Origin of the sequence: Picosynechococcus sp. PCC 73109, from assembly GCF_001521855.1 — a bacterium.
Lineage (GTDB): Bacteria > Cyanobacteriota > Cyanobacteriia > Cyanobacteriales > MRBY01 > MRBY01.
In genome coordinates this window covers 2,484,664-2,505,839 of the sequence record NZ_CP013998.1, presented here as the reverse complement: position 1 = coordinate 2,505,839, position 21,176 = coordinate 2,484,664, and the positions used below count along the sequence as shown (strand labels likewise).

The following is a 21,176-nucleotide window of genomic DNA, read 5'->3' as shown; positions in this document are numbered from 1 at the left end:
TCCCGAACCTGTGGGGACGGTTTGGAACTTAAAAATCGAACTTGCAAGCATTGTAGCGTGGGGTTGGCCCAGGAATAATTTGGCCGAATACTAAGCGATCGCCCATGATATCTGGGGTCAGGTTGGCGGGTTCATTGACTACATTTACCTGAAGATGAGGGTTTTGCTTAGCTACTTGCAATCCCACAAGGCGTTCATAAAATTGACTTTGGTGTACCCGTTCGCAACCGATAATCGTAATTGAGTTTAACTGCGACAGTTCTTTTTGTTGGGCTGGGCTAGGCATGGTGACCTGACCAGAGGGGAACGTCGTCGCATCAGTAATTTTGTAAATGTGGAAAACAACATGGGCGATCGCCAAACCCAAAACAGCCTGGCGTTGCCAATTTGCCTGTTGGCGGAAATAATCCTTTAACCAAACCACAACTGGTAACAAAGCAAAAATTCCGAGGGGATAAATGAGACTGATGGCGATTTTCCCAAGACGATAGGTGGATTCTAATGGAATATAAGCCAGCAAATAGAAACTATATAAACCCATACCAGTACAACCAGCCAAAAGATCACGTTTAATTACAAAATCTTTGTTGCGGCTGTAGGCTCGATAGAGTTGCCAAAGGCAATAGACACTAAATAATAAACCTAAAACCACATTGAACCAAACGCCAAAATCCTTGTTTGCTCCCATAGGTTTCGGCTTTTCTTGAAAAAGACTCCAGGGATTAAGGGGTACAAAATTCGTTCCATGGGATTTCAGTGGATTAATGCTCTTTTGAATTTCATCAAGAATAAATTGAGAATTGAACAGTGTATAAAAGATTAAGCCACAAATCAAAATCAAAATAGCATATTTGCTGTAATCAAAAAATAATTGGTTTGGACTTCTTTCGCTGTATTTTAAATAAATTAAAGTTGTGCAAAAATATACAGCAATAGTAATTGGCAAAAATGCTGGATAAAAAGAAAAAACAACTACTTGAATGCAAAACAAGCAGAGGAAATTTTGGGCATTAAATAAATTCTCATGTAAAGAGGCATTTCGGGCTTGACGAAGAACCAAAGAAATGACAATAATAAACAAGGTATTTGAAAAGTAAGCACTTACTAAAAGCCAATATAATTGGGGGGAAGAAACTGCCCAAATCACTAAAGCAAGATCACTTAAATTCAAGGACTGATTCTGGTCAAGGGGAGTGGCACACCAGTCTTTAAAAAGGGCCATGAATAGAGTTGCTCCTAGCATGCCTTGAAATACTGTAATTCCAAAGGACAGATCAGAAAATAGATACGAAACTATTGCCCCTAAAAATGAACTAAACTTTTTGGGACTACCAAGAAAATAGGCACAAGCAGAATTGTCAGGAAATTTAAAACTATCCGTCATCCCATAAAAATTTAGATTAGTTGTAGTCATTGCGCCATAACGACGAACATAGGCCCAAAAATCAGGGTTTGTATTTAATACCAAAGTATCTAAATTAGAATGACGAGTAACCATGACCCATATTGAAAAAACAAGGCACCAAATACTCGTATAAATAACCAAATGACGATGGCGTTGGATTAAGCGAAATCCAAATAGATCAAAAGCCTTTCGTTGAGTATTTGGCAATAATAAAAATACCAGTCCAAAGACTAATTCAAGGATTACTGTTCCATAGAAAGCATTAAAGCAATGATTAAGATAGGCTGTTGATAAACTTAAGACAGCAATTGGCATTGCCCCAACTAAGTATACCGTTGTCAAGCCTAGTGGCCTAAAATAAAAGCAATCCAGCCCGGGAGAGGTAATTGTACTTGTATTAGGCTGCCATTTCTTGTTGCATAGATGGAGGCCATAAAATAATAATTGGCCATTGAGGTGACAAATAAACCAAAGAAAATATGTTGCCCCCAAGCTACTTAAAAATAGTAAACAAAGAAACGTTAACTTATCCATATTACAAGCTCAAAGAGGAAAATCCAAACTGGAGGAAGGATATTTACGAGTAGTTGATATTAATCATATCGTTACTCGTGTCGTAAATTTAGCTATCAGGAGAATGAGCCAAAATCCGAAAATTCAGTGCAAATTGACCAGGTAATGAGAGTATATTAGGTGAGAATAATTGCGGGGAATGCTCTTTAATTAAGTCTTTGATTAACCAGAAAATGAAAGTGATTTTAGAGTAGTCCTACCACAATAAAGATAGCGCTTTTCTGGACGAAAAGCGTGTGAAGAAGGTAGCATTCTGGTTCTTTGGCAAAATAAAGCACCCGGAGAATTTTCATAATAATAGTGCTTGCTGCAATGCCATATACATCATCTGCGATACCAACAATTAGGATATTTCTTTTTTGCAAAAGAGAGATTTCGCAAATAGGGCGGCAAAACTAAGCATTAAACTGAGATAGTGGAGATAAGCGACAACAGTACTTAATAATCATGATGCTATAAATAACATTGAAGAGATTTGATAGGGAGCATATATGGGGGCAATCTAACTGCTTTCAGGTAGATTGCTTTTTGCTTTATTGCCTCTTAGTTATTTTAGGGACTTACTCAAAAGTGACTATTTTAAGTCATGGAAAGTTAACGGAAGTCCGCTTGGATGCCGGGGCTGGCAATGTGCGTCACCCAAAGATCGAGGGCTGGGTCGTTTAATTCTTGGGCAACTTGGACTTTGAGGGCTTGGGCTTGGGCGAAGGTTTCGCAGAGGGCAAACACACTGGGGCCGGAGCCGGACATCATCGTGCCGATCGCCCCATGTTTGGTAAAGCAGTCACGCAGTTGTTGCACCTGGGGAAATGCGGGTAAAACGACTTTTTCGAGATCGTTATGGAGTTCATGGGCGATCGCCTGGATATTTTTTTGCTGAATGGCTTTGATTAGGCCGCCGGAATGGATTTGTGTTATGCGGGCATCCCAACTCGCCGCATCTTGGAGATAATGCTCCCCAAATTGAGCGCGGTAGGTTTGGTAGGCCCAGGGGGTAGAAACGGCAATGTTGTTGTATTTTGCGAGGACAATCGGGATGCCATCGAGATCGGGCAATGGGTCTAAAATTTCTCCCCGTCCGGTGGCGATCACCGTCCCCCCACCAATGCAAAAGGGCACATCTGAACCCAATTCTGCTGCTAAGGTTTGTAATTCCGGTTGGGTTAACCCCAAATCCCAGAGCAAATTCAACCCCACCAATACCGCTGCGCCGTCCGTTGACCCCCCAGCCAGTCCCGCCGCCACGGGGATATTTTTTTCGATGGTAATGTCAACTCCACCACCCACCCTGGCGTAGATATCCGCAAAGCGCGTCATCATTAACTGGGCGGCTCGGTAGGCAATATTGCTGGCGGTGAGGGGGACTTCGGGATGCTGGCAATAGAGATTGATATCGCCACTGCGGTTTTGTCGCACCTCAATCCGGTCGTATAAGCCAATGGTCTGCATCACCATCACCAACTCATGGAACCCGTCGGGGCGATCGCCCAAAATTTCCAGGTAGAGATTAATTTTTGCGGGGGCAGTCAGAAGATAGGCGGACATCACACAGTACCAAGCAGTAAATCGAGACCATTATCTAGTTTCCCTTGTTTTTTGGAAATCCTTCCCAATATGAGCCAAGCTTGACCCTTAATATTTCTTGAAAGATCCCCGGCGATCGCCCCCTACCCTTAAGGGCCAGCACCTTTCGCAGTAGCATAGATAGACGAATTGTTGTATGTGGCGGGGTAAGAACAATGCAAAAACCCATTCTTGTTGGCGGTTTAGGTTTAGCCTTATTTTTCGCAGTTTTGGGTCGCTGGCAGGGCAATATTTTCGACCTTGGCGAATGGCTATTTTGGGGGGCGATCGCCTGGGGCGGCCTCCTGCTTTGGCAGAAAAAACAACCCCAACACCCCCAGGACAATCCCCAAAATCCCCTCAAACGAAAAGACGTTGACCAAGCCATTGCAAACGCCCAACAGTGGGTGATGGCGCTCCAGCAAGAAGTGCCCGATCAAGATTTCACAACCCTTAGGCAAACCCTGGATAAGCTTAATCAAGAATTTCAACGGGACCACTTCACCGTGGCGATCGCCGGTGGCCGGGGCACTGGAAAAACAACCCTCCTCAGGCAGCTCCAAGCCACCGCACCAACTTATACCCTCCAGGAAACACCGCCCCTATTTACCGACCTCGCCAGCTATGACCAAGCGGCCCAAAACCAAGTCTTTGCCGCCGACCTGGTGATTTTCCTGGTGAATGGGGATCTGATGGCCTCCCAATGGCAAACCCTCAACCATTGGCACCAAGCTCGCCAGACAATCCTTATCGCCTTTAATAAGCAAGATCAATATCAGCCGGAGCAACGGGAATTGATCCTGAACCAACTGCGGAACCATTGTCAGCCGGCGATCGCTCCCCAAAATATCCTCCCCATCACCGCCGCACCCCAGGCCATCAAAGTTAAAAAAATCCAAGCCGATGGCACCGCCACCGAGCATTTTGAACGTCCTGATCCGGTCGTTGCCCCCCTACAACATCAACTCCAAACTCTCCTCAGTCAGCCCGAAACCCAACAACAACTGCTCTGGTCAACCATCTGGCGCACCGCACGGCTCACCCAGCACAATGCCAAGCAAACCCTCAATCAATTCCGACGGGAACGGGCTTTACCGATCCTCGAAAAATATCAGTGGTTGGCGGCTGGGGCGACCTTTGCCAATCCCGTCGCTGCTTTAGATTTACTCGCCACGGCAGCCGTAACAGGACAAATGATTATGGATGTGGGAGCGGTCTATCAACAGCGTCTTTCTCTGGGTCAGGCCCAGGCGATCGCCACCACCCTCGGCAAACAAATGATCCAACTTGGCCTTGTGGAACTCTCCACCCAAGCCGTCGGCGGGATGCTCAAAACCAACGCGATCACCTATCTTGCTGGGGGTGCTGTCCAGGGGGTCAGTGCCGCCTATCTAACCCACATTGCGGGGCTGAGTTTAATCCAGTATTTCCAAGAACAAAACCCCCAAACTGCCTCTGAATCTCTTAATTTCGAGAAACTCGGCCAGATTCTTAAGCGAGTTTTTGAGCAAAATCAGCGATCACAATTTTTCGGGAATTTCGTGAAAGGCACCCTAAATCGCCTATCCCCCCAAACGATTAGCTAAGATCTATAGCTAGCCCAAAAAATCATAAAATTCATAACCCCCCTAAATTCCCATGGATATCGAACTCGAAAACCTAGAGGCCTCCGTTGAAAATTTGTTATCTGCGGCGAAGACCCACCTCGAAGAAAAAAAATTACAGCAGCAGCGGGACGAACAATACCAAGATATTGTGCGCCAACGGGAAGCAAAACTGCACCCCCTGCTCAAAAAAGTCGAAGAGATGATCAGCACCTACCGGGCGGAGGGATATCATCATGCCGACATAATTCAACAATTACAAGAAAAAGCCGATGATATTCGCCGTGAAATAGCAGAAATACCCGAAAAGGCCACAGAAATTGTCGATGCCCAGCTTGTTCTCCGGGAAGAAAGACTTTTAGAAGAAAAAGCGCGGGAAAAAGTCCAACGCTGGCAGTCGGATCTCCGGGACGATCTGCTCGATATGATCTTTGAACAACAAGACTTTTTTAGTGCCACCGATGCGGCGATCGCCATCAAAGGCTATGTGGATGACCTCAAGGAAATAGGTTCCCTCGAAGAAGTGGTTGACGCCCTAATTAACCAAATAAACGAACACAGCGAAGAAGGCCCCGTGGCGCGACTGCGGGGAACCCATGAACAAACCCTAAACTTTATCTATAACAAAGCCCTCGAAAACCGTTCCCGTACAGAACACCATCCCAATATTCAACCCAAATCCCGCCACCGCAAATCGGATAAACGCCCGGAACTGTATGCAGACTTAGTTGGAAAAGTCTTAGTTTTTGGTGGACATGATCGCCTCCAAACCGCTGTAAAGAATCGCCTGCGCAGTTCCCAGGTGGAATTGCAATGGTATAGCGAACAGGATGGTCTACAACTTTCGGCCCAGGGGGAAGCCCAGGTTACCAATGTTGACCTCATTCTCATTATCACGGGCTACGCCAGCCATTCCATGACGGAGCGGGCCATGGAAGCCTGTAAAAAAGCAGACAGAAAATATGAAATTATCAACACCACAGGCATGACCAGGGTGCTAGAAGCCATCGAAGCAGGACTCAAAACCCAACAATTGGCGCAACTCTGGAATAAGTAATCGCTCTATGGCAGTTCCCCCGAAGTTTCTGATTCAAACGGCACAATTTGTCTGGCATCGCCTGTGGCAAACCCTGATGTCTCAATTGGCCCCCAGCGACCCAACGGGCAATTTTCAGCGGGTTGAGAGTCAATTTCGCCATTGGGTCGGTTCTGAAGAGTTTCCGCCAGAGCCAAATCGTTATCGACTCTACATTGGCCTTACTTGTCCCTGGGCGCACCGGACAGCCATTACCCGCATCCTCAAGGGTCTAGAGGACGTTGTGGATCTGAGTGTGGCGATCGCCGATGTGTCAGTGGGGGGCTGGCGTCTGGAAAATGACCCCACGGGCTGCCGCAGCATGAAAGAGCTTTATCAATTGGGCCAGGTGGGTTACAGTGGCCGCTGTTCTGTGCCGGTGCTGTGGGATTGCCAGACGTACCAAATCGTTAATAACGAGAGCGCAGAGATTATTGTGATGCTCAATGATGCCTTTAATCGGTTTGCGAAATTCCCAGAGCGAGACTTATACCCAGAACCATTACGACCAGAAGGCGATCACCTCAATGACCTCATCTATCACACTGTTAATAATGGCGTTTATAAATGTGGCTTTGCCCGCACCCAAGCCGCCTATGACCAAGCGGCAACGGCACTTTTTCAAACTTTGGATCAGTTAGACCAACGCCTAGGCGATCGCCGCTACCTTCTAGGCGACCAACTCACCCTCTGCGATATCCGCCTATTTACTACCCTCATCCGCTTTGATCTCGTTTACCATGGCCTCTTTAAGTGCGATCGCCGCCGCATCTGCGATTACAAAAATCTCTGGGGCTATCTACGGGATATCTATCAACTGCCAGGTGTTGCTGCTACCTGCCCCCTCAAAACAATCCAGCAAGAATATTACACTTCCCTCTTCCCCCTCAACCCCAGCGGCATTGTTCCCCTCGGTATCGATATTCATCGCTTTCAATCCTCCCATGACCGCCACACTTTAGCCATCAATTCCGACGATTCCTAACTCTGATAAGATTTTGGAGATTCATTGTTAGGCAGTGTTCTATGGTCAATCTTGAGGACATCAGACCCGTCAAAACCCCCTTTAAACAGGAAGAATGGCGGCCTATCCTGATTGTTAGCGGCATCTTTTTTATCATTTGTATGGCTTTGGTGCTGCACCGTCATTTCACATTCTATTCCTCCTATGACCAAGGCATCTTCAATCAGGTCATGTGGAATGGAGCCCATGGCCGTTTTTTTCAAAGTAGCCTCTCTTCACAGTTATCTACCAATGTTGTTCATGCAGGGGAAGTCCCAGATGTCAGCTACCATCGCCTTGGGCAACACTTCACTCCTGCTCTACTTCTGTGGTTGCCGATTTATTTCTTTTTTCCCCATGCTGCAACCCTAGCCGTACTTCTAGTTACCATGCTATCGGCAGCGGGTCTTGTTCTGTACCTATTAGCACGACATTATCTAGATCCAGTTCCTGCCCGTTGGATTACCTATAGCTATTACGGTGCAAATGCTGTAATTGGCCCAACTTTATGTAATTTTCACGATAATTTCCAGTTGCCTCTTTTTATGTTTACGTTGCTTTTAGCCATGGAAAAACGTTGGTGGTGGCTCTTTGGAATTATGTGTCCTTTGATCGTCATGATCCGTGAAGATAGCGGTATTGTTCTCTTCGGGGTGGGTGCTTATATGATCCTTAGTCGTCGTTTTCCAAAAATCGGAGCGGCGGTCTGTTTGTTTAGCTTTGGGTATATTCTGCTGCTAACTAATTTAATTATGCCGATCTTTTCCGAGGATATTTCTAAGCGATTTATGCTCGAACGATTTGGGCAATATACAGACGCGGCAGAGGCTTCCACCCTTGATATTTTATTGGCAATGCTCTCCAATCCATTGTTACTTCTTAGGGAACTGGTTACTCCTTTTGATCGGACAATTAAATATCTCGCAGGACAATTTTTGCCATTTGCTTTTGTCCCGGCAGTGGCTCCGAGTGCTTGGGCGATCGCCGGATTTCCCTTGCTCAAACTTCTGTTAGGAAAAGGGATGTCTGTTCTCTCGATTAATATTCGCTATGCCCTTGCCGTTGTACCAGGTATTTGTTATGGGGTAATTCTATGGTGGTCTGGGGAAGGCTTTAATAATTTTTTCCGGAAAAACCAGCCCCGTCATCCCCGACAAATCAGCCCATTTTTTAAAAAATTCTGGATTACTTGTTTAACCTTATCTATCGCTTTTACCATCACAGCTAATCCTAACCGGACACTTTACTTTATGATTCCGGATTCTTTATCTCCCTGGGTTTATGTGTCCCCGATTGAGCAATGGTCTCGCAGTGTTGATATTCAGGGCATGATTGGCCGTATTCCTCAGGATGCAAGCGTCTCCGCAACAACTTACATCATTCCTCATCTATCTAGTCGTCGAGAAATTATTCGTTTACCCGGCATCGAAATTAAAAACGATCAACAAAACATCGAAAAAGTTGATTTTATTGTGGCAGATCTATGGCGTCTAGTGCGTTATCAAGTCGCTTTTGATGAGGATTGGCAACGATTGAAAGATTATGTTGGGGTAATTGATCAAATTGTTGACCAAAATGAATATGGCATTATTGATTTTAAAGAAGGCGTTATTCTGTTAGAAAAAGGAAAAAGTTCAACACCTGATTCAAAACAGCAGTGGAGAGCCTATCGACAAACTTTGATCCCGATTTTAAGTAAAAACAATAATTGAATATAAAAAGCGACCCCCCAATATCTTTATGGTATTGGGGGTCAACGAGATAATGTAGAGATTTATTTTTGGGTATTCTGTTTAATCGAGGTCAGTATCATCATCGTCGTCATCATCTTCGAAGCCATCTTCATCCATCAGCTCAGATAAATCTTGATCGTCTGCCATCTCATCGATCAAGTCGTCTTTTTTCTCGCGGTAAATAATGCGACCGTTTTCTTCTAGCCATTCTAGTAATGATGTCTTTTGCTCGAGGGCAATCACGGAGGCAGGCGCGTATCGAGGTTCTTGGCGCAGGGAAGGATTTTTCATAGTCAAAACTAGGCGATCGCTACGGATATGTGAGCAGCTTTTTAGTATAGCTTATTCAGGATTCGGGCAGGACTTTGGATGGGGTTATTTTTTAAGCCAAAACCGTACAAGGAGTCCCTGGTGTCGGCTCCAAAACCAGGGTGTCGGGTTGTTTTTCGTGGAGCATCTGCTTAAAGTCAGCGACCGTACCTTGGGGTTTGAGGAATTTCATCACCAGCCCTTCAAAGTTGACATCTCCACCAGCGGCAGTGGGCAAAATGACCTGGGGTTTTAGCCATTCACAAACCTGTAGGGCACTGGCTTGACCTTTGATCACGGGGCCGAGGAGGGGCAGGGTGAGATTAATCAATGGCGTCACCACAACGTCAATCGGAGCGTACTGCTTCAACTCCGGGGAATGATAGCCGTGGGGTTCGTAATAGAGCGTTTGGCCAGTGCTGAGATCCTTGAGCAGGTAGCCATTTTCCAAAGTGGTTGGCCCCACCGGAGACCCTTTCAGAGCCAGAATTTCTAAATTATCAATGGTGTATTTCTGGTGATGCTCTAGGGTGTGGATGGTTTGATAACCCAGAGACTCCACGACCTTGGCCGCATTAGGGGAAGCGACAACGGGTAATGCATGATCCAACTGCTCTAGGGTAGGTACGTGGGCATGGTCCGGTAGCCCTTGGGACAGGAGTATTAAATCTATATTTTCGGGAATGGGACGATCCTGGGGGCGATCGCCTTTAAATAACCAAGGCGTATTCCCAAACATCAACGAACCCACTAGCCAAGGATCTAGCAAAATACGCTTTCCGGCCATCTCAATGAGCCAGCTATTACTGTCGAGGTATGTCAATTCCATGGGTCAGCCTAGAGTACTTATTTACAGATCTTAACAATTTCTGCCCTGGGGTTAACGGCGAGACTCCAATACGGCATGGGGATAAGCAATACGCTTATGGTTGTACTGCTCCCATACTTTTACAAAAACATCCACAATGGACGGCAACTCATTTTTTGCAATGCCAGATTCAGCTAATTGACCATCTTGCCAACGGGCTCGAAATATACGATTGACCATAATTGCCGCCTGGTCTGGGGTCGCTTCTTTCAAGGAACGTAGGGCTGCTTCACAACTATCTGCCAGCATTACCACCCCTGTTTCCCTTGATTGGGGGATCGGGCCAGCATAACGGAATAACTGTTCATCCACACTGTCTGGGGGGTGGCCTTCTTTTTCGGCAAGGGCACGGGCCTGGTGATAAAAATACGAAATTTGCATCGTCCCTTGGTGTTCTGGGATGAAGTCACGGATTGCCTTGGGTAGCTTGTGTTTTTTGGCCATTTTTTCCCCTTCCGTTACGTGCTTGCGAATAATCTCGACGCTTTCATAGGGGCTGAGTTGGTCATGTTTATTGGGGCCACCCTGCTGATTTTCAATAAAGCCTTCGGGGTCGTGGGTCTTGCCAATGTCATGGTAGAGGGTTCCGGCGCGGATTAATTCCACATCACAGCCTAATTGGCGACCAGCAGCTTCGGCGAGGGAGGCGACAAATAGCGTGTGTTGGAAGGTTCCGGGGGTTTCTTTAGCAAGCTTGGCGAGCAGAGGACGATTCGGGTTGGAAAGTTCAGCTAAGCGAATGGGGGTTAGCAGTTCAAAGAAGCGTTCTAGATAGGGGGATAGTCCGAGGGCAATAATAATCCAGACGGTGCCAGAGAAGCCAAAAATTAATGCCTCTGGCAAGAGGACATACCAGAGGGTCTCGGCACTGGCACTGGCAATGAGATTCCAGGCGAGGCTGACGACAGCTTGCATGGCCCCAATAGTGAAGCCAAGGCTGGCTTGTTCTTCGCGCGATCGCAATTTACCACTCTGTTGGGCGGCAATGATTCCGCCGACGGTGGCCGCAATGAGGTGATCCCATTTAATGTTTTCGTTGCTAATGCCCGTAATCCCGGATAAGAGGGCCACTTGGGTGATCGCAATGTGGGGATGGTAGAGGCTACCGGTGAGTAATCCGACGGCTGGTAAGTTGTTGTTGTAGGGAAATTTTGTTAGGCCCAGGAGGGGGGTACTCAGGCTAATGAGCAGCAGCAGCACCCAATCACGCCGCCGTAGGTTTTTCTTGGTTTTGGTAACGACAAGGATGGTTATGGCAACGCCACCGCTAACCAGGAGCGCATAACCGCCGAGACCCAACCAGTTAATTTGGCGATCGCTGAGGCCAAAGCCATCGAGTAGCACAAAATCTTCTTGGCTAATTTGCTCTCCCTTGGTGACAATTACCTCGCCCGAATCAATGCTTACAACGACGGGTTCTACGGCGAGGGCTGCCTGTTCGGAACGGCGTTTGGTTTCTTCGCGGTCTTCGATCAGGTTGGGGCGCAGGGTTTGGCTTAAAGTGTCGATGGCAAAGGCGCGCCCGGATCTATCGTTTTCGAGTTGTACCTGGATAGTTTCTTGGAGGAGGCTTGGGGAAATGCCTGGGGGAATCCCTTGGGTCAGAATGCGATCGCCAGCCTGGAGAATATCATTACGGACTTGCTCCCATTCTGCGTCAGACAGGCGGAGTAAAAAGGTTTGGTGGGTTTGAAACAGGTCGGTGTTAAAGGTGGTTTGGGCTTCGGCGATCGCCTGTTGATAGCCTTCCCGGGCCACCATGATCGTCGTGATCACCCTTTGCACTGCCGCAGGGCCAGCTCCCCCGGCATAGGCGTAGAGTTCCCGGGTTGGGGTCGCCAAATTTGCATCTGTGGGCAGCAGGGTATCAAGGGGCGGCAGGGGAGAAATTTCGAGTTGATCGGCGATCGCCAATACTGTTTCCCACTGGGCAGCGCTGGCTTGGCGGAGTGTTGTTTGGCTTGGAATCGATAAAATTTGGGGATCGAGAAAGGGAAATTCGCCAGAAATGGTACGGACTCGACTAATGTCATCGAGGAGGGTTTTGAGGTCTTGCTTGATAGCTGGCGTAACTTCTGGATCTCGCTTCAAACTAGGGATTGCGCCCTGGCGAATTTCCTGGCGTTTTGCCTCAGTGGTCTTGGTATCCTCAAATTCACCATCGCTAGGAGCTGTAATTGTCTTCGGGGCAATGGTATCCACCGCCAGTTGCGGCTGGTTATAAAAGCGATCGCCAATCACGCTAGTCAAGGATGTAACCGCTACCACTGCCAATACCGAAGCAGAAAGTTGACTAGGCGATTTCCGCCGGGTGGGAGATTGCCCTTGGCCCCGATGCTGTTTGGAATTAGACCAAAAATTCATATGCAAATTGAAAAAAGATGCGATTCATTCAGACGTCCACCCAGTGCAGAAAGATGCAATCGATCGCGGGATGCTAAACAAGGTGGCGTTGGGAAATAAGTTGAAGCTGGGGACGATATTGGAGAACGGACTGACTTGCAATAAGGGGTACCTGCTCCAACTGTAACTGATTTTCTGGGGGAAGTCCCGACCAGCGACTCCAAAACTGTAAGACTTGGGTTTCCATTGCCTCTAAATCATGGTGTAGCCGTAAACATAGGGATAAATGGCGATCGCCCCGGAGGACACCGACAAAAATGGCGACCCAAAGGCTGATAATACTCGATTCTGACCGGACTAGGGCGAAACTCTCTGACCAACGCCCGTCACCATAGGCGATCGCCCCATAAATTAGCAAAAGTTGTCGCGTTGCCTGATCAAGCTGTTTTTCGGCTCGAATCGTCCGACTGAAGCTTGTCCAGGTCTGTTGGGGAGTCCAGGGGGATGGTAGTAGTGTGCCGACCGGGGAATATTGCGCGATGTGGGTGCGGAATGTCCCAGGGGTGAGTTTTTCTCGGAAACAAGCACTCAAGGCCCCGGCCAAATCCAGCACCATAGGGTACTGCGCCGGGGGCAGGTCAAATTTTCCCAGGCGATCGCCTAAATCCTGGGGATCTTCATGGCAAAACACCAACAGTGGCAACAACAAAAACGCATTTTCTAAGGGTTCTTCGGTGAACGGGGGCCGCCAACTGCCCAGTGTGCCGGTTTCGCTGTATTGGTTCATCAGGGTCTGCATTGGAAGGAGCAGGGGCGAGGTGTCATGGCCCTCAAATTGGCTGGCGATCGCCAACATCATGCCCAATAATCGGTGATAAAGACTCACAATCATTCCTGAACCTCCCCTTCGGAAGCCTGCCACGCTTCCCAAAGATCCGGTCGTCGGGCCTGGGTGCGTTGGATTTGCTGGGCCAAACGCCATTCCGCAATTTTTTGGTGATTACCAGACCGCAAGACCGCTGGTACTTCCCACTCCCGAAACTTAGCAGGGCGCGTATATTGCGGATAGTCCAACAGCGGCACCTGGAAACTATCGGCTTTCAGGGATGCTTCTTTGCCCACCGTGCCCGGCAGTAAGCGAATCACACCGTTGAGCAACGTTAACGCCGGAATTTCACCACAGGTCAAGACAAAATCGCCCAAGGAAATCTCCCGGGTTACCAAATGCTCCCGCACCCGTTCATCGACCCCTTCATAATGGCCGCAGATTAGAACCAACTGGTCATAGGTGGTTAATTCCGCCAAAAGTTGTTGGTCGAGCCGTTGTCCCTGGGGCGTCATCAAGATCACTTCCCGCTTAGGTTGCACGGGTAAAGACTCGACAGCGGCGAAGAGGGGTTCTGGTTTTAATAACATCCCCGCACCGCCCCCATAGGGTTCATCATCAACACTCCGGTGTTTATCCGTCGTGAAATCCCTGGGGTTGGTGAAGTTAACGGTGGCAATGCCTTTCCCTAAAGCTTTTCCCAGGAGGCCGGACTGGAGCGGCGAGGTAAAAAAATCCGGAAAAAGGGTCACAAGATCGAAATGTAAAGCCATAGAAAAAGGGGGAGTGAAAGTGATGGTTTTTTGACCTAAAAAAGAATAATCAGCTAATTTGAGAATGACAAGGACTATGCAATAATTGTGGGGATTTTTCTGGATTTCTCTGGTTCTTTTGGTAAGGGTTCAGACCGCAGGAATCTGGTCAATGGCTCGGCCCCAATGGTGGCTTCACCAAGTGCAAACGGATCTGGAATTTCGCCTCTCACCTGTCCTCAAGATTAAACTAATGCCGTCAGAAACTTCTCTTGCTCAGCAAACTTCTTTTAAGAGTTCCATCCTTGTCATTGGGGGAGCGGAAGATAAGGTTCATGGTAAGGAAATTCTCGCTTCGTTTTTCCGACGGTCTGGGGGCACTGGGGCGGCGATCGCTATTATTCCATCGGCATCCCGCGAACCGTTACTGATTGGCGATCGCTACCAACGGATCTTTGAGGATATGGGCGTCGCAAAGGTTAAGGTCTTGGACGTGCGCGATCGCATCCATGCTGAAGATCGCTATTACCAAGAATTTGTTGAAGATTGTACTGGCGTCTTTATGACGGGCGGCGACCAGCTTCGCCTCTGTGGTCTACTTGCAGATACGCCATTAATGGAACGCATCCGTCAACGAATTCACAGCGGCGAAATCACCCTCGCTGGCACCAGTGCCGGGGCCGCGGTGATGGGCCACCATATGATCGCTGGGGGCAGTAGCGGCGAATCTCCTAACCGGGGTCTGGTGGATTTGGCCATGGGCCTGGGGATGATTCCAGAAATTATCGTCGATCAGCATTTTCACAACCGCAATCGCATGGTGCGTCTCCTGAGTACGATCGCCGTGCATCCAGACCGCCTGGGGATCGGCATTGACGAAGATACGGCGGCGGTCTTCGAGCAGGAAGGGTACTTAGAAGTCCTGGGCCGGGGGACAGTCACCATTGTTGATGCCCAGGATTTGACCCACACAAATCAGTCCCGTGTCGATACATCGGAACCGCTGAGTCTCCATAATTTGCATCTGCATATTCTCTGCCATGGCGATCGCTACGACCTCAAAAACCATCGGCCAATGTCCGGAAACCTTTAAATGATGGTCACTAACCGACAAATAATCCACGAACAAATTGTCCTAGAATAATTAGCAATTCTAGGGCGATCGCCAAATGTCATACTCCAGTTCACCATTTCCCCTTGACAGGCCACTGCTGCGGATAGCATTGGTCTAACGCCGCTTATCGTCCACCCAGCGGCATTTGCGCCCAGCCCCACCAGACTTTCAACCACGCCAACCTATGAGAATCCTCAAGACCCTAACCCTCAGAGGCCCCAATTATTGGAGTATTCGACGCAAAAAGTTGATCGTCATGCGTCTCGATCTCGAAGAAATTGCGGAAATCCCCTCCAACGAAATTAGCGGATTCTACGAAGCCCTCAGCGAAACCCTCCCGAGTCTCATCGAACACCATTGCTCCCCCGGTTGCCGGGGTGGTTTTTTAAGCCGTGTCCGGGAAGGAACCCTCATGGGTCACATCGTGGAACATGTCGCCCTCGAACTCCAAGAATTAGCGGGTATGCCCGTTGGGTTTGGTCGCACCCGGGCCACTGGCGATCGCGGTGTCTACAATGTCGTTTTTGAATATATCTACGAACAAGCCGGACGTTATGCCGGACGGGCTGCCGTACGTCTCTGTCAATCCATCCTTGATACTGGGCGCTATTCCCCCAAAGAACTAGAGCAGGATCTCGCCGATCTCAAAGATCTCTGTGCCAGCTCAGCCCTCGGCCCCAGTACCGAAACCATCGTCAAAGAGGCCGAATCCCGTGGGATTCCCTGGTCATTGCTCAGTGCCCGTTCCATGATTCAACTGGGCTATGGCCTACATCAGCGACGATTGCAAGCCACCCTCAGCAACCAATCTGGCATTTTAGCCGTTGAATTAGCCTGTGACAAAGAAGGCACCAAAAATATTCTGGCCGATGCGGGTGTCCCCGTGCCCCGTGGTACCGTGATTCGCTATTTAGATGACCTTGAGGATGCCATTGAAGATGTCGGTGGCTATCCCATTGTGATTAAACCCCTCGATGGCAACCATGGCCGTGGCATTACCATTGATATCAAAACCTGGGCCGACGCAGAGCACGCCTACGATCTCGCCAGCGAAGCCTCAAAAACCCGCTCCGTCATCGTAGAACGTTACTACAAAGGCAGTGACCACCGGGTATTGGTTATTAACGGTAAGCTCGTTGCTGTCTCCGAACGGGTACCAGCCCATGTGGTCGGGGATGGTCACTCAACCATTGAAACCCTCATCGAAGAAACAAATCGCGATCCAAATCGGGGCGACGGCCATGATAATGTCCTCACCCGCATCGTCATCGACCAAACAGCCCTAAAAGTGCTTGATCGCCAAGGCTTATCCCTGGACACCGTACTCCAGGACGGAGAAATTGCCTATCTGCGAGCCACGGCGAACCTCAGCACCGGGGGGATTGCTGTTGATCGTACCGATGATATCCACCCCTACAATGTGTGGCTCTTTGAGCGGGTGGCCAAAATTATTGGCTTGGATATTGCCGGGATTGATGTGGTTACTGAAGACATTACTCAGCCCCTCCCCGATACCGATGGGGTGATTGTGGAGGTCAATGCGGCCCCTGGTTTTCGGATGCACGTGGCGCCAAGCCGTGGTTTACCCCGAAATGTGGCGGCCCCGGTACTGGATATGCTCTATCCCGATGGTGCCCCCAACCGGATCCCCATCATTGCCCTGACGGGAACCAATGGCAAAACTACTACCACCCGCTTAACGGCCCATATCTATCGCCAAACGGGAAAAGTCGTGGGCTATACCAGCACAGATGGGGTTTACATTGGTGATTATCTCGCCCAAAAGGGTGATAATACTGGCCCCCAAAGTGCGGCGATGATTCTCCAAGACCCAACGGTGGAAGTGGCCGTCCTGGAATCAGCCCGGGGCGGTATTTTACGGGCTGGTTTAGCCTTTGATCGCTGTGATGTAGGAGTCGTCCTTAATGTCGCAGCAGATCACCTGGGTCTAGGGGATATCAATACCATTGAGCAAATGGCCCAAGTCAAGGGCGTGATTGCTGAAACGGTCAGTCCCGACGGCTATGCGGTTCTGAATGCGGATGATCCCCTCGTTGCCGCCATGGCCGAAAAGGTGCGGGGTAAGGTCACTTATTTTTCGATGCAGTCGGATAATCCCGTGGTTTTAGAGCACATACGACGGGGTGGACTGGCGGCGGTTTATGACAATGGTTATCTGACGTTGTTAGAAGGAGAATGGAAGCTACAAGTGGAGCATGTGAAGCACGCGCCGGTGACAATGGGGGGCATGGCTCCGTTTATGATCGCCAATGCCCTCGCTGCTTGTTTGGCCGCCTTTGCCCAGGGCGTTGATATTGAACATATTCGCCAGGGGTTACGCACCTTTAAGCCTTCGGCAGCCCAGACCCCAGGACGGATGAACCTTTTTGATTTGGGAACGCACCACGCGCTGGTGGACTATGCCCATAATCCGGCGGGTTATGAGGCCGTGGGTGCCTTTGTGAAAAACTGGCCCGGCGAACGAATCGGGGTGGTGGGTGGCCCTGGCGATCGCCGCGATGAGGATTTAATTTTGTTGGGGCGCATTGCCGCTGCGGTTTTTGACCGAATTATCGTTAAAGAAGACGATGACAAACGGGGCCGCCACGCAGGGGAAGTGGCAGATTTAATCCGCCAGGGGATTCAAGAAGAAAATCCCAATTGCCAATACGAAACCATTCTTGATGAACAACGGGCCTTGAATGTTGCCCTCGATGAAGCGCCCCAGGAGGCTCTGGTGGTGATTTTCCCCGAAAGTGTGACCAGGGCGATCGCCATGATTGAGCAGCGCCTACCCAGCCAAACTAACCCTGGCCTGAATGGGACGGCGACTGTCTCTTCCGAAGCTCCTGTGAATTCTCCCTCCATCGCTAGTTAAGGGGTTGTTTGTCTGTAACTCACCTATTTTTCAAACAAAAAACGAGCATCCTACGCCTGGAGATCAGAGGCGGGCGTTGCCCCCAGGGAAACTAAAGGAATCGTGCGGTAGTTGCCGAGGATTTTTAAAATTTCTGTGTGGGTCTGGAGTTCCGTCAGGGCTGCCTGAACATCGGGATTTGTGAGACAACCATCGAGATCGACAAAAAATAAATATTCCCCCAGGGAGCGTTTCGTGGGGCGCGATTCAATGCGGCTGAGGTTAATTTTGCGGCGGGCAAAGACCTCTAGGGCACTCACGAGAACCCCAGGAATTTTTGCGGGCAGGGTAAAGGCAAGGGAAATCACATCCCCAGCCGTCTGGATGTCCTTCCCTAAAACCCAAAACCGGGTGCAATTTTGCGGAAAATCACCAATGGCATCCACCACGATGGGTAAGTGGTAAAGATGTGCTGCCCGGGGCGCGGCGATCGCCCCTAGATGAGGATTGTCCTTGAGGCTACCCAAGACCGCCGTGGTTGAATTCGCTTCAATGAGGGCCGCATGGGGCAGATGTTTTTCCAGCCACCGTTGACATTGGGCCAAGGCCTGGGGGTGGGAGCGGACTTCTTTGATCTCGCTAAAGTCTGGGGCGAAGGAAATTAGGGCATGGTGGATGGGGAGAATAATTTGATGGCAGATGGATAAAGGGTGCAATTCCCAGACCAAATCCAAGGCGATCGCCACCGACCCTTGAATCGAATTTTCCACCGGGATCACCGCTAATTGCACCTCATCGTGGGCGAGGGCATACAAACTCTGGGCAATGCTTTGGCAGGGTACTAGATCCACAGCCGGCGATTGTTCCCGCTGCAACCATCCTTGATAGGTCTGTGCCGCTGCTTCGGCGTTGGTGCCCGCTGGCCCAAGGTGAGCGATTTTTATGGTCATACCCGACGATCAATCTGCGAATGTTTCCAATCCTACCAATTTTTAAGGGCGTTGCCGCTGCCGTGGTCGCGTCGTCCACCAGATCATCGCCCCACTGGCCAGGAGCAAAAGCAAGCCCAGGGCATTGAGAAAAGGATAGATCACCTCTAAATTCACAGGGCCAAAATGTCCCCGGTGGAGCTCTAGTAACCAATAAAAATCCGCCGTATTGCCCGTCAAAGAAGCCACTTGAAACAGGGATCCCGTCAACACCGTAATCAACAGAGGCGCGACCATAATCGGCACAAGACGGCGGTGGATTTGACGGAGATCGCGTTGGGGAAAAGCCATAGCTGCTGTTACCTCGAAAAATAATCCCCTCTATTGTGGGATGTTTTCCAGAGATTGGTGGGCTTGGGCCGGGGCTGTGGTTTGGAAATATTTGTGGGCCGTGTAGGCGAGGGTAACGACCCCTGTCAGAATTGCGCTTTCATCAATGTCAAAGAGGGGGTGGTGCAGGGGATAGTTCAAGCGGTTTTGGTGGCCGACCCCCAAGCGAAACATCGTCCCGGGGAGATTTTCGAGGTACATAGAAAAATCTTCGGCCCCCAGGGAAGGCTCCGGCAAAATTTCTACATGGCGATCACCCAGGGCTTCCCGACTCGCCTGTTCAAGGATTTTCGTCAAACCGGGATCATTTTGCACCGAAGGCACCCCCCGCTGGTAGTTGACCTTATATTTCGCGCCGTAGGTATTGCAGATGTTGGCGACAATATTTTCAATCCATTGGGGTAAATCCGCATGGGTTTCTGGGTGGAGCGATCGCACGGTGCCAGTCATGTGTACTTCATCGGCGATGACATTGGCGGCCCGGCCCCCGTTAATTTTGCCAATGGTGAGGACGATGGGTCGCAGGGGATTTTGGGTGCGACTGATCGACTGTTGCAGGGCCGTAACCACCTGGGCAGCAATCCAAATCGCATCAATGGCTTGGTGGGGTCGCGCCCCATGGCCCGATTCACCGTAGATAAAAATTTCTAAATCATCGGCGGCAGCCGTGAGGGCACCATAGCGAATCCCAATGTTTTTAGCGGGAATGGTCGGGAAAACGTGTAAGCCAATCACCCCATCGATCCCCACCAAGGCACCGTCATCAACCATCCATTTCGCTCCCTGGGCAATTTCTTCGGCGGGCTGAAATAAAAAACGAATATTACCGGCGATCGCCTCCGGAAGTTGGGCCAAGACCATCGCTGCTCCCAGACCCACCGTTGTGTGTACATCATGGCCGCAGGCGTGCATCACCCCCATGCGGGTAGAAGCGTAATCTAATTTTGTACATTCTTGGATCGGCAGCGCATCCATATCGACCCGGATCCCTAGGGTGCGCGGATCGGTGCCTTGGCCCCGGAGGTTACCAACCACCCCTGTTTTTCCCACGGACTCCTGTACCGCAATGCCGCAGGAAGACAAAACCCCAGACACATAGGCCGCTGTCTGTTGCTCCTCGCCGCTCAGTTCGGGGTGGGCGTGGATATGGCGACGGATTTCAATTAAACGGGGCGCTAAGGTTTCGGCAAGGCTTTTAATTTCGGCGAGCATAGGGGCGGTCAACTTTGGACTGGCAGTTGCAATGGAGGTTTAGCCTTTTATTTTAAAACAGCTAATTTGCTGGCGTTGCTCGGAGTTGTTGCTCACTGACGGCGATCGCCCCTGGATTTTTTTAAACCACCCCACAACAAAAATCCCCAGAAAAACTCCGGGGATCCAACAACCTTCTCCAAAACAAAAGACAAAACGACGAATTTTAAATAATGACAAGCTCAAATCAAACCAGCAAACACAGGTTTTTTAGATGGCACCCATGCTACCTAGGCCGAGGATTACCCCAGCACCGAGGATGTGTCCGAAACTCGTGGTTGCTAAGAGCGCAGGGAGACCCATGCCACCGAACATATCAGGCATCGGCAATTCGGGGCCTTCGGAGGGGTGCTTAATGGTGGCTTTCCCAATGGCGATCGCCAAAACATTGCAGATCACCATCACAACGGCGACTTTGGGGCTCCAGGCCATGGTGGTGGGCACAGCAGCGGCAACGGTAAGGGCAAGGGACATAAATCTTGACTCCTAAATAACGATTAAATAAATTTTGGATTTTTTAGCGTAATTGTCCCTAGTTTTGCCCAAAGCTGAGCCTTTGCTTTATTTCCTTTGCAATACTT

General features: G+C 49.5%; 18 protein-coding genes. 6 read left to right on the top strand and 12 right to left on the bottom strand.

The features are described 5' to 3' along the window. Window positions 1-28 precede the first annotated feature (28 nt). The 3 genes from AWQ23_RS12045 to ispE all read right to left on the bottom strand — a co-directional run bounded on the left by AWQ23_RS12045 (window position 29) and on the right by ispE (window position 3,523). Window positions 29-1,939 (bottom strand): hypothetical protein, encoded by a 1,911-nt coding sequence (locus AWQ23_RS12045; protein WP_157072229.1) that lies wholly within the window; start codon window positions 1,937-1,939, stop codon window positions 29-31. A 224-nt stretch (window positions 1,940-2,163) separates the two neighbouring features. Further along, a complete protein-coding gene (locus AWQ23_RS16530; protein ID WP_062435789.1) occupies window positions 2,164-2,343 on the bottom strand; it encodes a DUF2214 family protein in 180 nt (59 codons plus the stop codon). Window positions 2,344-2,572: 229 nt separating this feature from the next. After that, entirely contained in the window at window positions 2,573-3,523 is a 951-nt protein-coding gene (gene ispE, locus AWQ23_RS12035; protein ID WP_062435786.1) for a 4-(cytidine 5'-diphospho)-2-C-methyl-D-erythritol kinase, read from the bottom strand. Between the two features lie 194 nt (window positions 3,524-3,717). Between ispE and AWQ23_RS12030 the strand changes: the two genes are divergently transcribed. From AWQ23_RS12030 to AWQ23_RS12015, 4 genes are read left to right on the top strand one after another with little or no spacing between them, the layout of a single operon-like run. Continuing rightward, a complete protein-coding gene (locus tag AWQ23_RS12030) occupies window positions 3,718-5,127 on the top strand; it encodes a DUF697 domain-containing protein (RefSeq protein WP_062435783.1) in 1,410 nt (469 codons plus the stop codon). Between the two features lie 52 nt (window positions 5,128-5,179). Continuing rightward, window positions 5,180-6,202 carry a DUF2325 domain-containing protein gene (locus tag AWQ23_RS12025; RefSeq protein WP_012308010.1) on the top strand — a complete coding sequence of 341 codons (1,023 nt, stop codon included), beginning with the start codon at window positions 5,180-5,182 and terminating at the stop codon, window positions 6,200-6,202. Between the two features lie 7 nt (window positions 6,203-6,209). Beyond that, window positions 6,210-7,205: a glutathione S-transferase family protein gene (locus AWQ23_RS12020; protein ID WP_062435779.1), complete on the top strand. Its 996-nt coding sequence runs from the start codon at window positions 6,210-6,212 to the stop codon at window positions 7,203-7,205. 41 nt (window positions 7,206-7,246) lie between these two features. Next, complete coding sequence (locus AWQ23_RS12015; RefSeq protein WP_062435776.1) at window positions 7,247-8,935, top strand: DUF2079 domain-containing protein; 1,689 nt, start codon at window positions 7,247-7,249, stop codon at window positions 8,933-8,935. 81 nt (window positions 8,936-9,016) lie between these two features. On the opposite strand, the gene AWQ23_RS12010 is transcribed toward AWQ23_RS12015, so the two are convergent. The 5 genes from AWQ23_RS12010 to trmD all read right to left on the bottom strand — a co-directional run bounded on the left by AWQ23_RS12010 (window position 9,017) and on the right by trmD (window position 14,075). Further along, window positions 9,017-9,247, bottom strand: a complete 231-nt coding sequence (locus AWQ23_RS12010) for a DUF3134 domain-containing protein (protein ID WP_041443620.1) — start codon at window positions 9,245-9,247, stop codon at window positions 9,017-9,019. Window positions 9,248-9,338: 91 nt separating this feature from the next. Further along, window positions 9,339-10,094: an MBL fold metallo-hydrolase gene (locus AWQ23_RS12005; protein ID WP_062435773.1), complete on the bottom strand. Its 756-nt coding sequence runs from the start codon at window positions 10,092-10,094 to the stop codon at window positions 9,339-9,341. Between the two features lie 51 nt (window positions 10,095-10,145). Continuing rightward, on the bottom strand, window positions 10,146-12,497 hold the full coding sequence (locus AWQ23_RS12000) for an HD family phosphohydrolase (RefSeq protein ID WP_062435772.1): 2,352 nt from the start codon (window positions 12,495-12,497) through the stop codon (window positions 10,146-10,148). Window positions 12,498-12,570: 73 nt separating this feature from the next. Then, complete coding sequence (locus tag AWQ23_RS11995; RefSeq protein ID WP_062435769.1) at window positions 12,571-13,368, bottom strand: hypothetical protein; 798 nt, start codon at window positions 13,366-13,368, stop codon at window positions 12,571-12,573. Beyond that, window positions 13,365-14,075 (bottom strand): tRNA (guanosine(37)-N1)-methyltransferase TrmD, encoded by a 711-nt coding sequence (trmD, locus tag AWQ23_RS11990; RefSeq protein WP_030006894.1) that lies wholly within the window; start codon window positions 14,073-14,075, stop codon window positions 13,365-13,367. The genes AWQ23_RS11995 and trmD overlap by 4 nt, the downstream gene beginning before the upstream one ends. A 232-nt stretch (window positions 14,076-14,307) precedes the next feature. On the opposite strand from trmD, the gene AWQ23_RS11985 reads away from it, so the two are divergent. Next, complete coding sequence (locus tag AWQ23_RS11985; protein WP_012308002.1) at window positions 14,308-15,147, top strand: cyanophycinase; 840 nt, start codon at window positions 14,308-14,310, stop codon at window positions 15,145-15,147. Between the two features lie 205 nt (window positions 15,148-15,352). After that, on the top strand, window positions 15,353-18,046 hold the full coding sequence (gene cphA / locus AWQ23_RS11980) for a cyanophycin synthetase (RefSeq protein ID WP_062435766.1): 2,694 nt from the start codon (window positions 15,353-15,355) through the stop codon (window positions 18,044-18,046). A 50-nt stretch (window positions 18,047-18,096) separates the two neighbouring features. Here the strand turns inward: cphA and pheA are convergent, their stop codons facing one another. The 4 genes from pheA to psaK form a co-directional block, all read right to left on the bottom strand. Continuing rightward, window positions 18,097-18,975: a prephenate dehydratase gene (gene pheA, locus AWQ23_RS11975; protein WP_062435763.1), complete on the bottom strand. Its 879-nt coding sequence runs from the start codon at window positions 18,973-18,975 to the stop codon at window positions 18,097-18,099. Between the two features lie 42 nt (window positions 18,976-19,017). Continuing rightward, window positions 19,018-19,305 (bottom strand): hypothetical protein, encoded by a 288-nt coding sequence (locus tag AWQ23_RS11970; protein WP_030006891.1) that lies wholly within the window; start codon window positions 19,303-19,305, stop codon window positions 19,018-19,020. Between the two features lie 30 nt (window positions 19,306-19,335). Next, window positions 19,336-20,556 carry a M20 family metallopeptidase gene (locus tag AWQ23_RS11965; protein ID WP_062435759.1) on the bottom strand — a complete coding sequence of 407 codons (1,221 nt, stop codon included), beginning with the start codon at window positions 20,554-20,556 and terminating at the stop codon, window positions 19,336-19,338. A 249-nt stretch (window positions 20,557-20,805) separates the two neighbouring features. After that, entirely contained in the window at window positions 20,806-21,069 is a 264-nt protein-coding gene (gene psaK / locus AWQ23_RS11960; RefSeq protein ID WP_062435756.1) for a photosystem I reaction center subunit PsaK, read from the bottom strand. Between the last annotated feature and the right edge of the window lie 107 nt (window positions 21,070-21,176).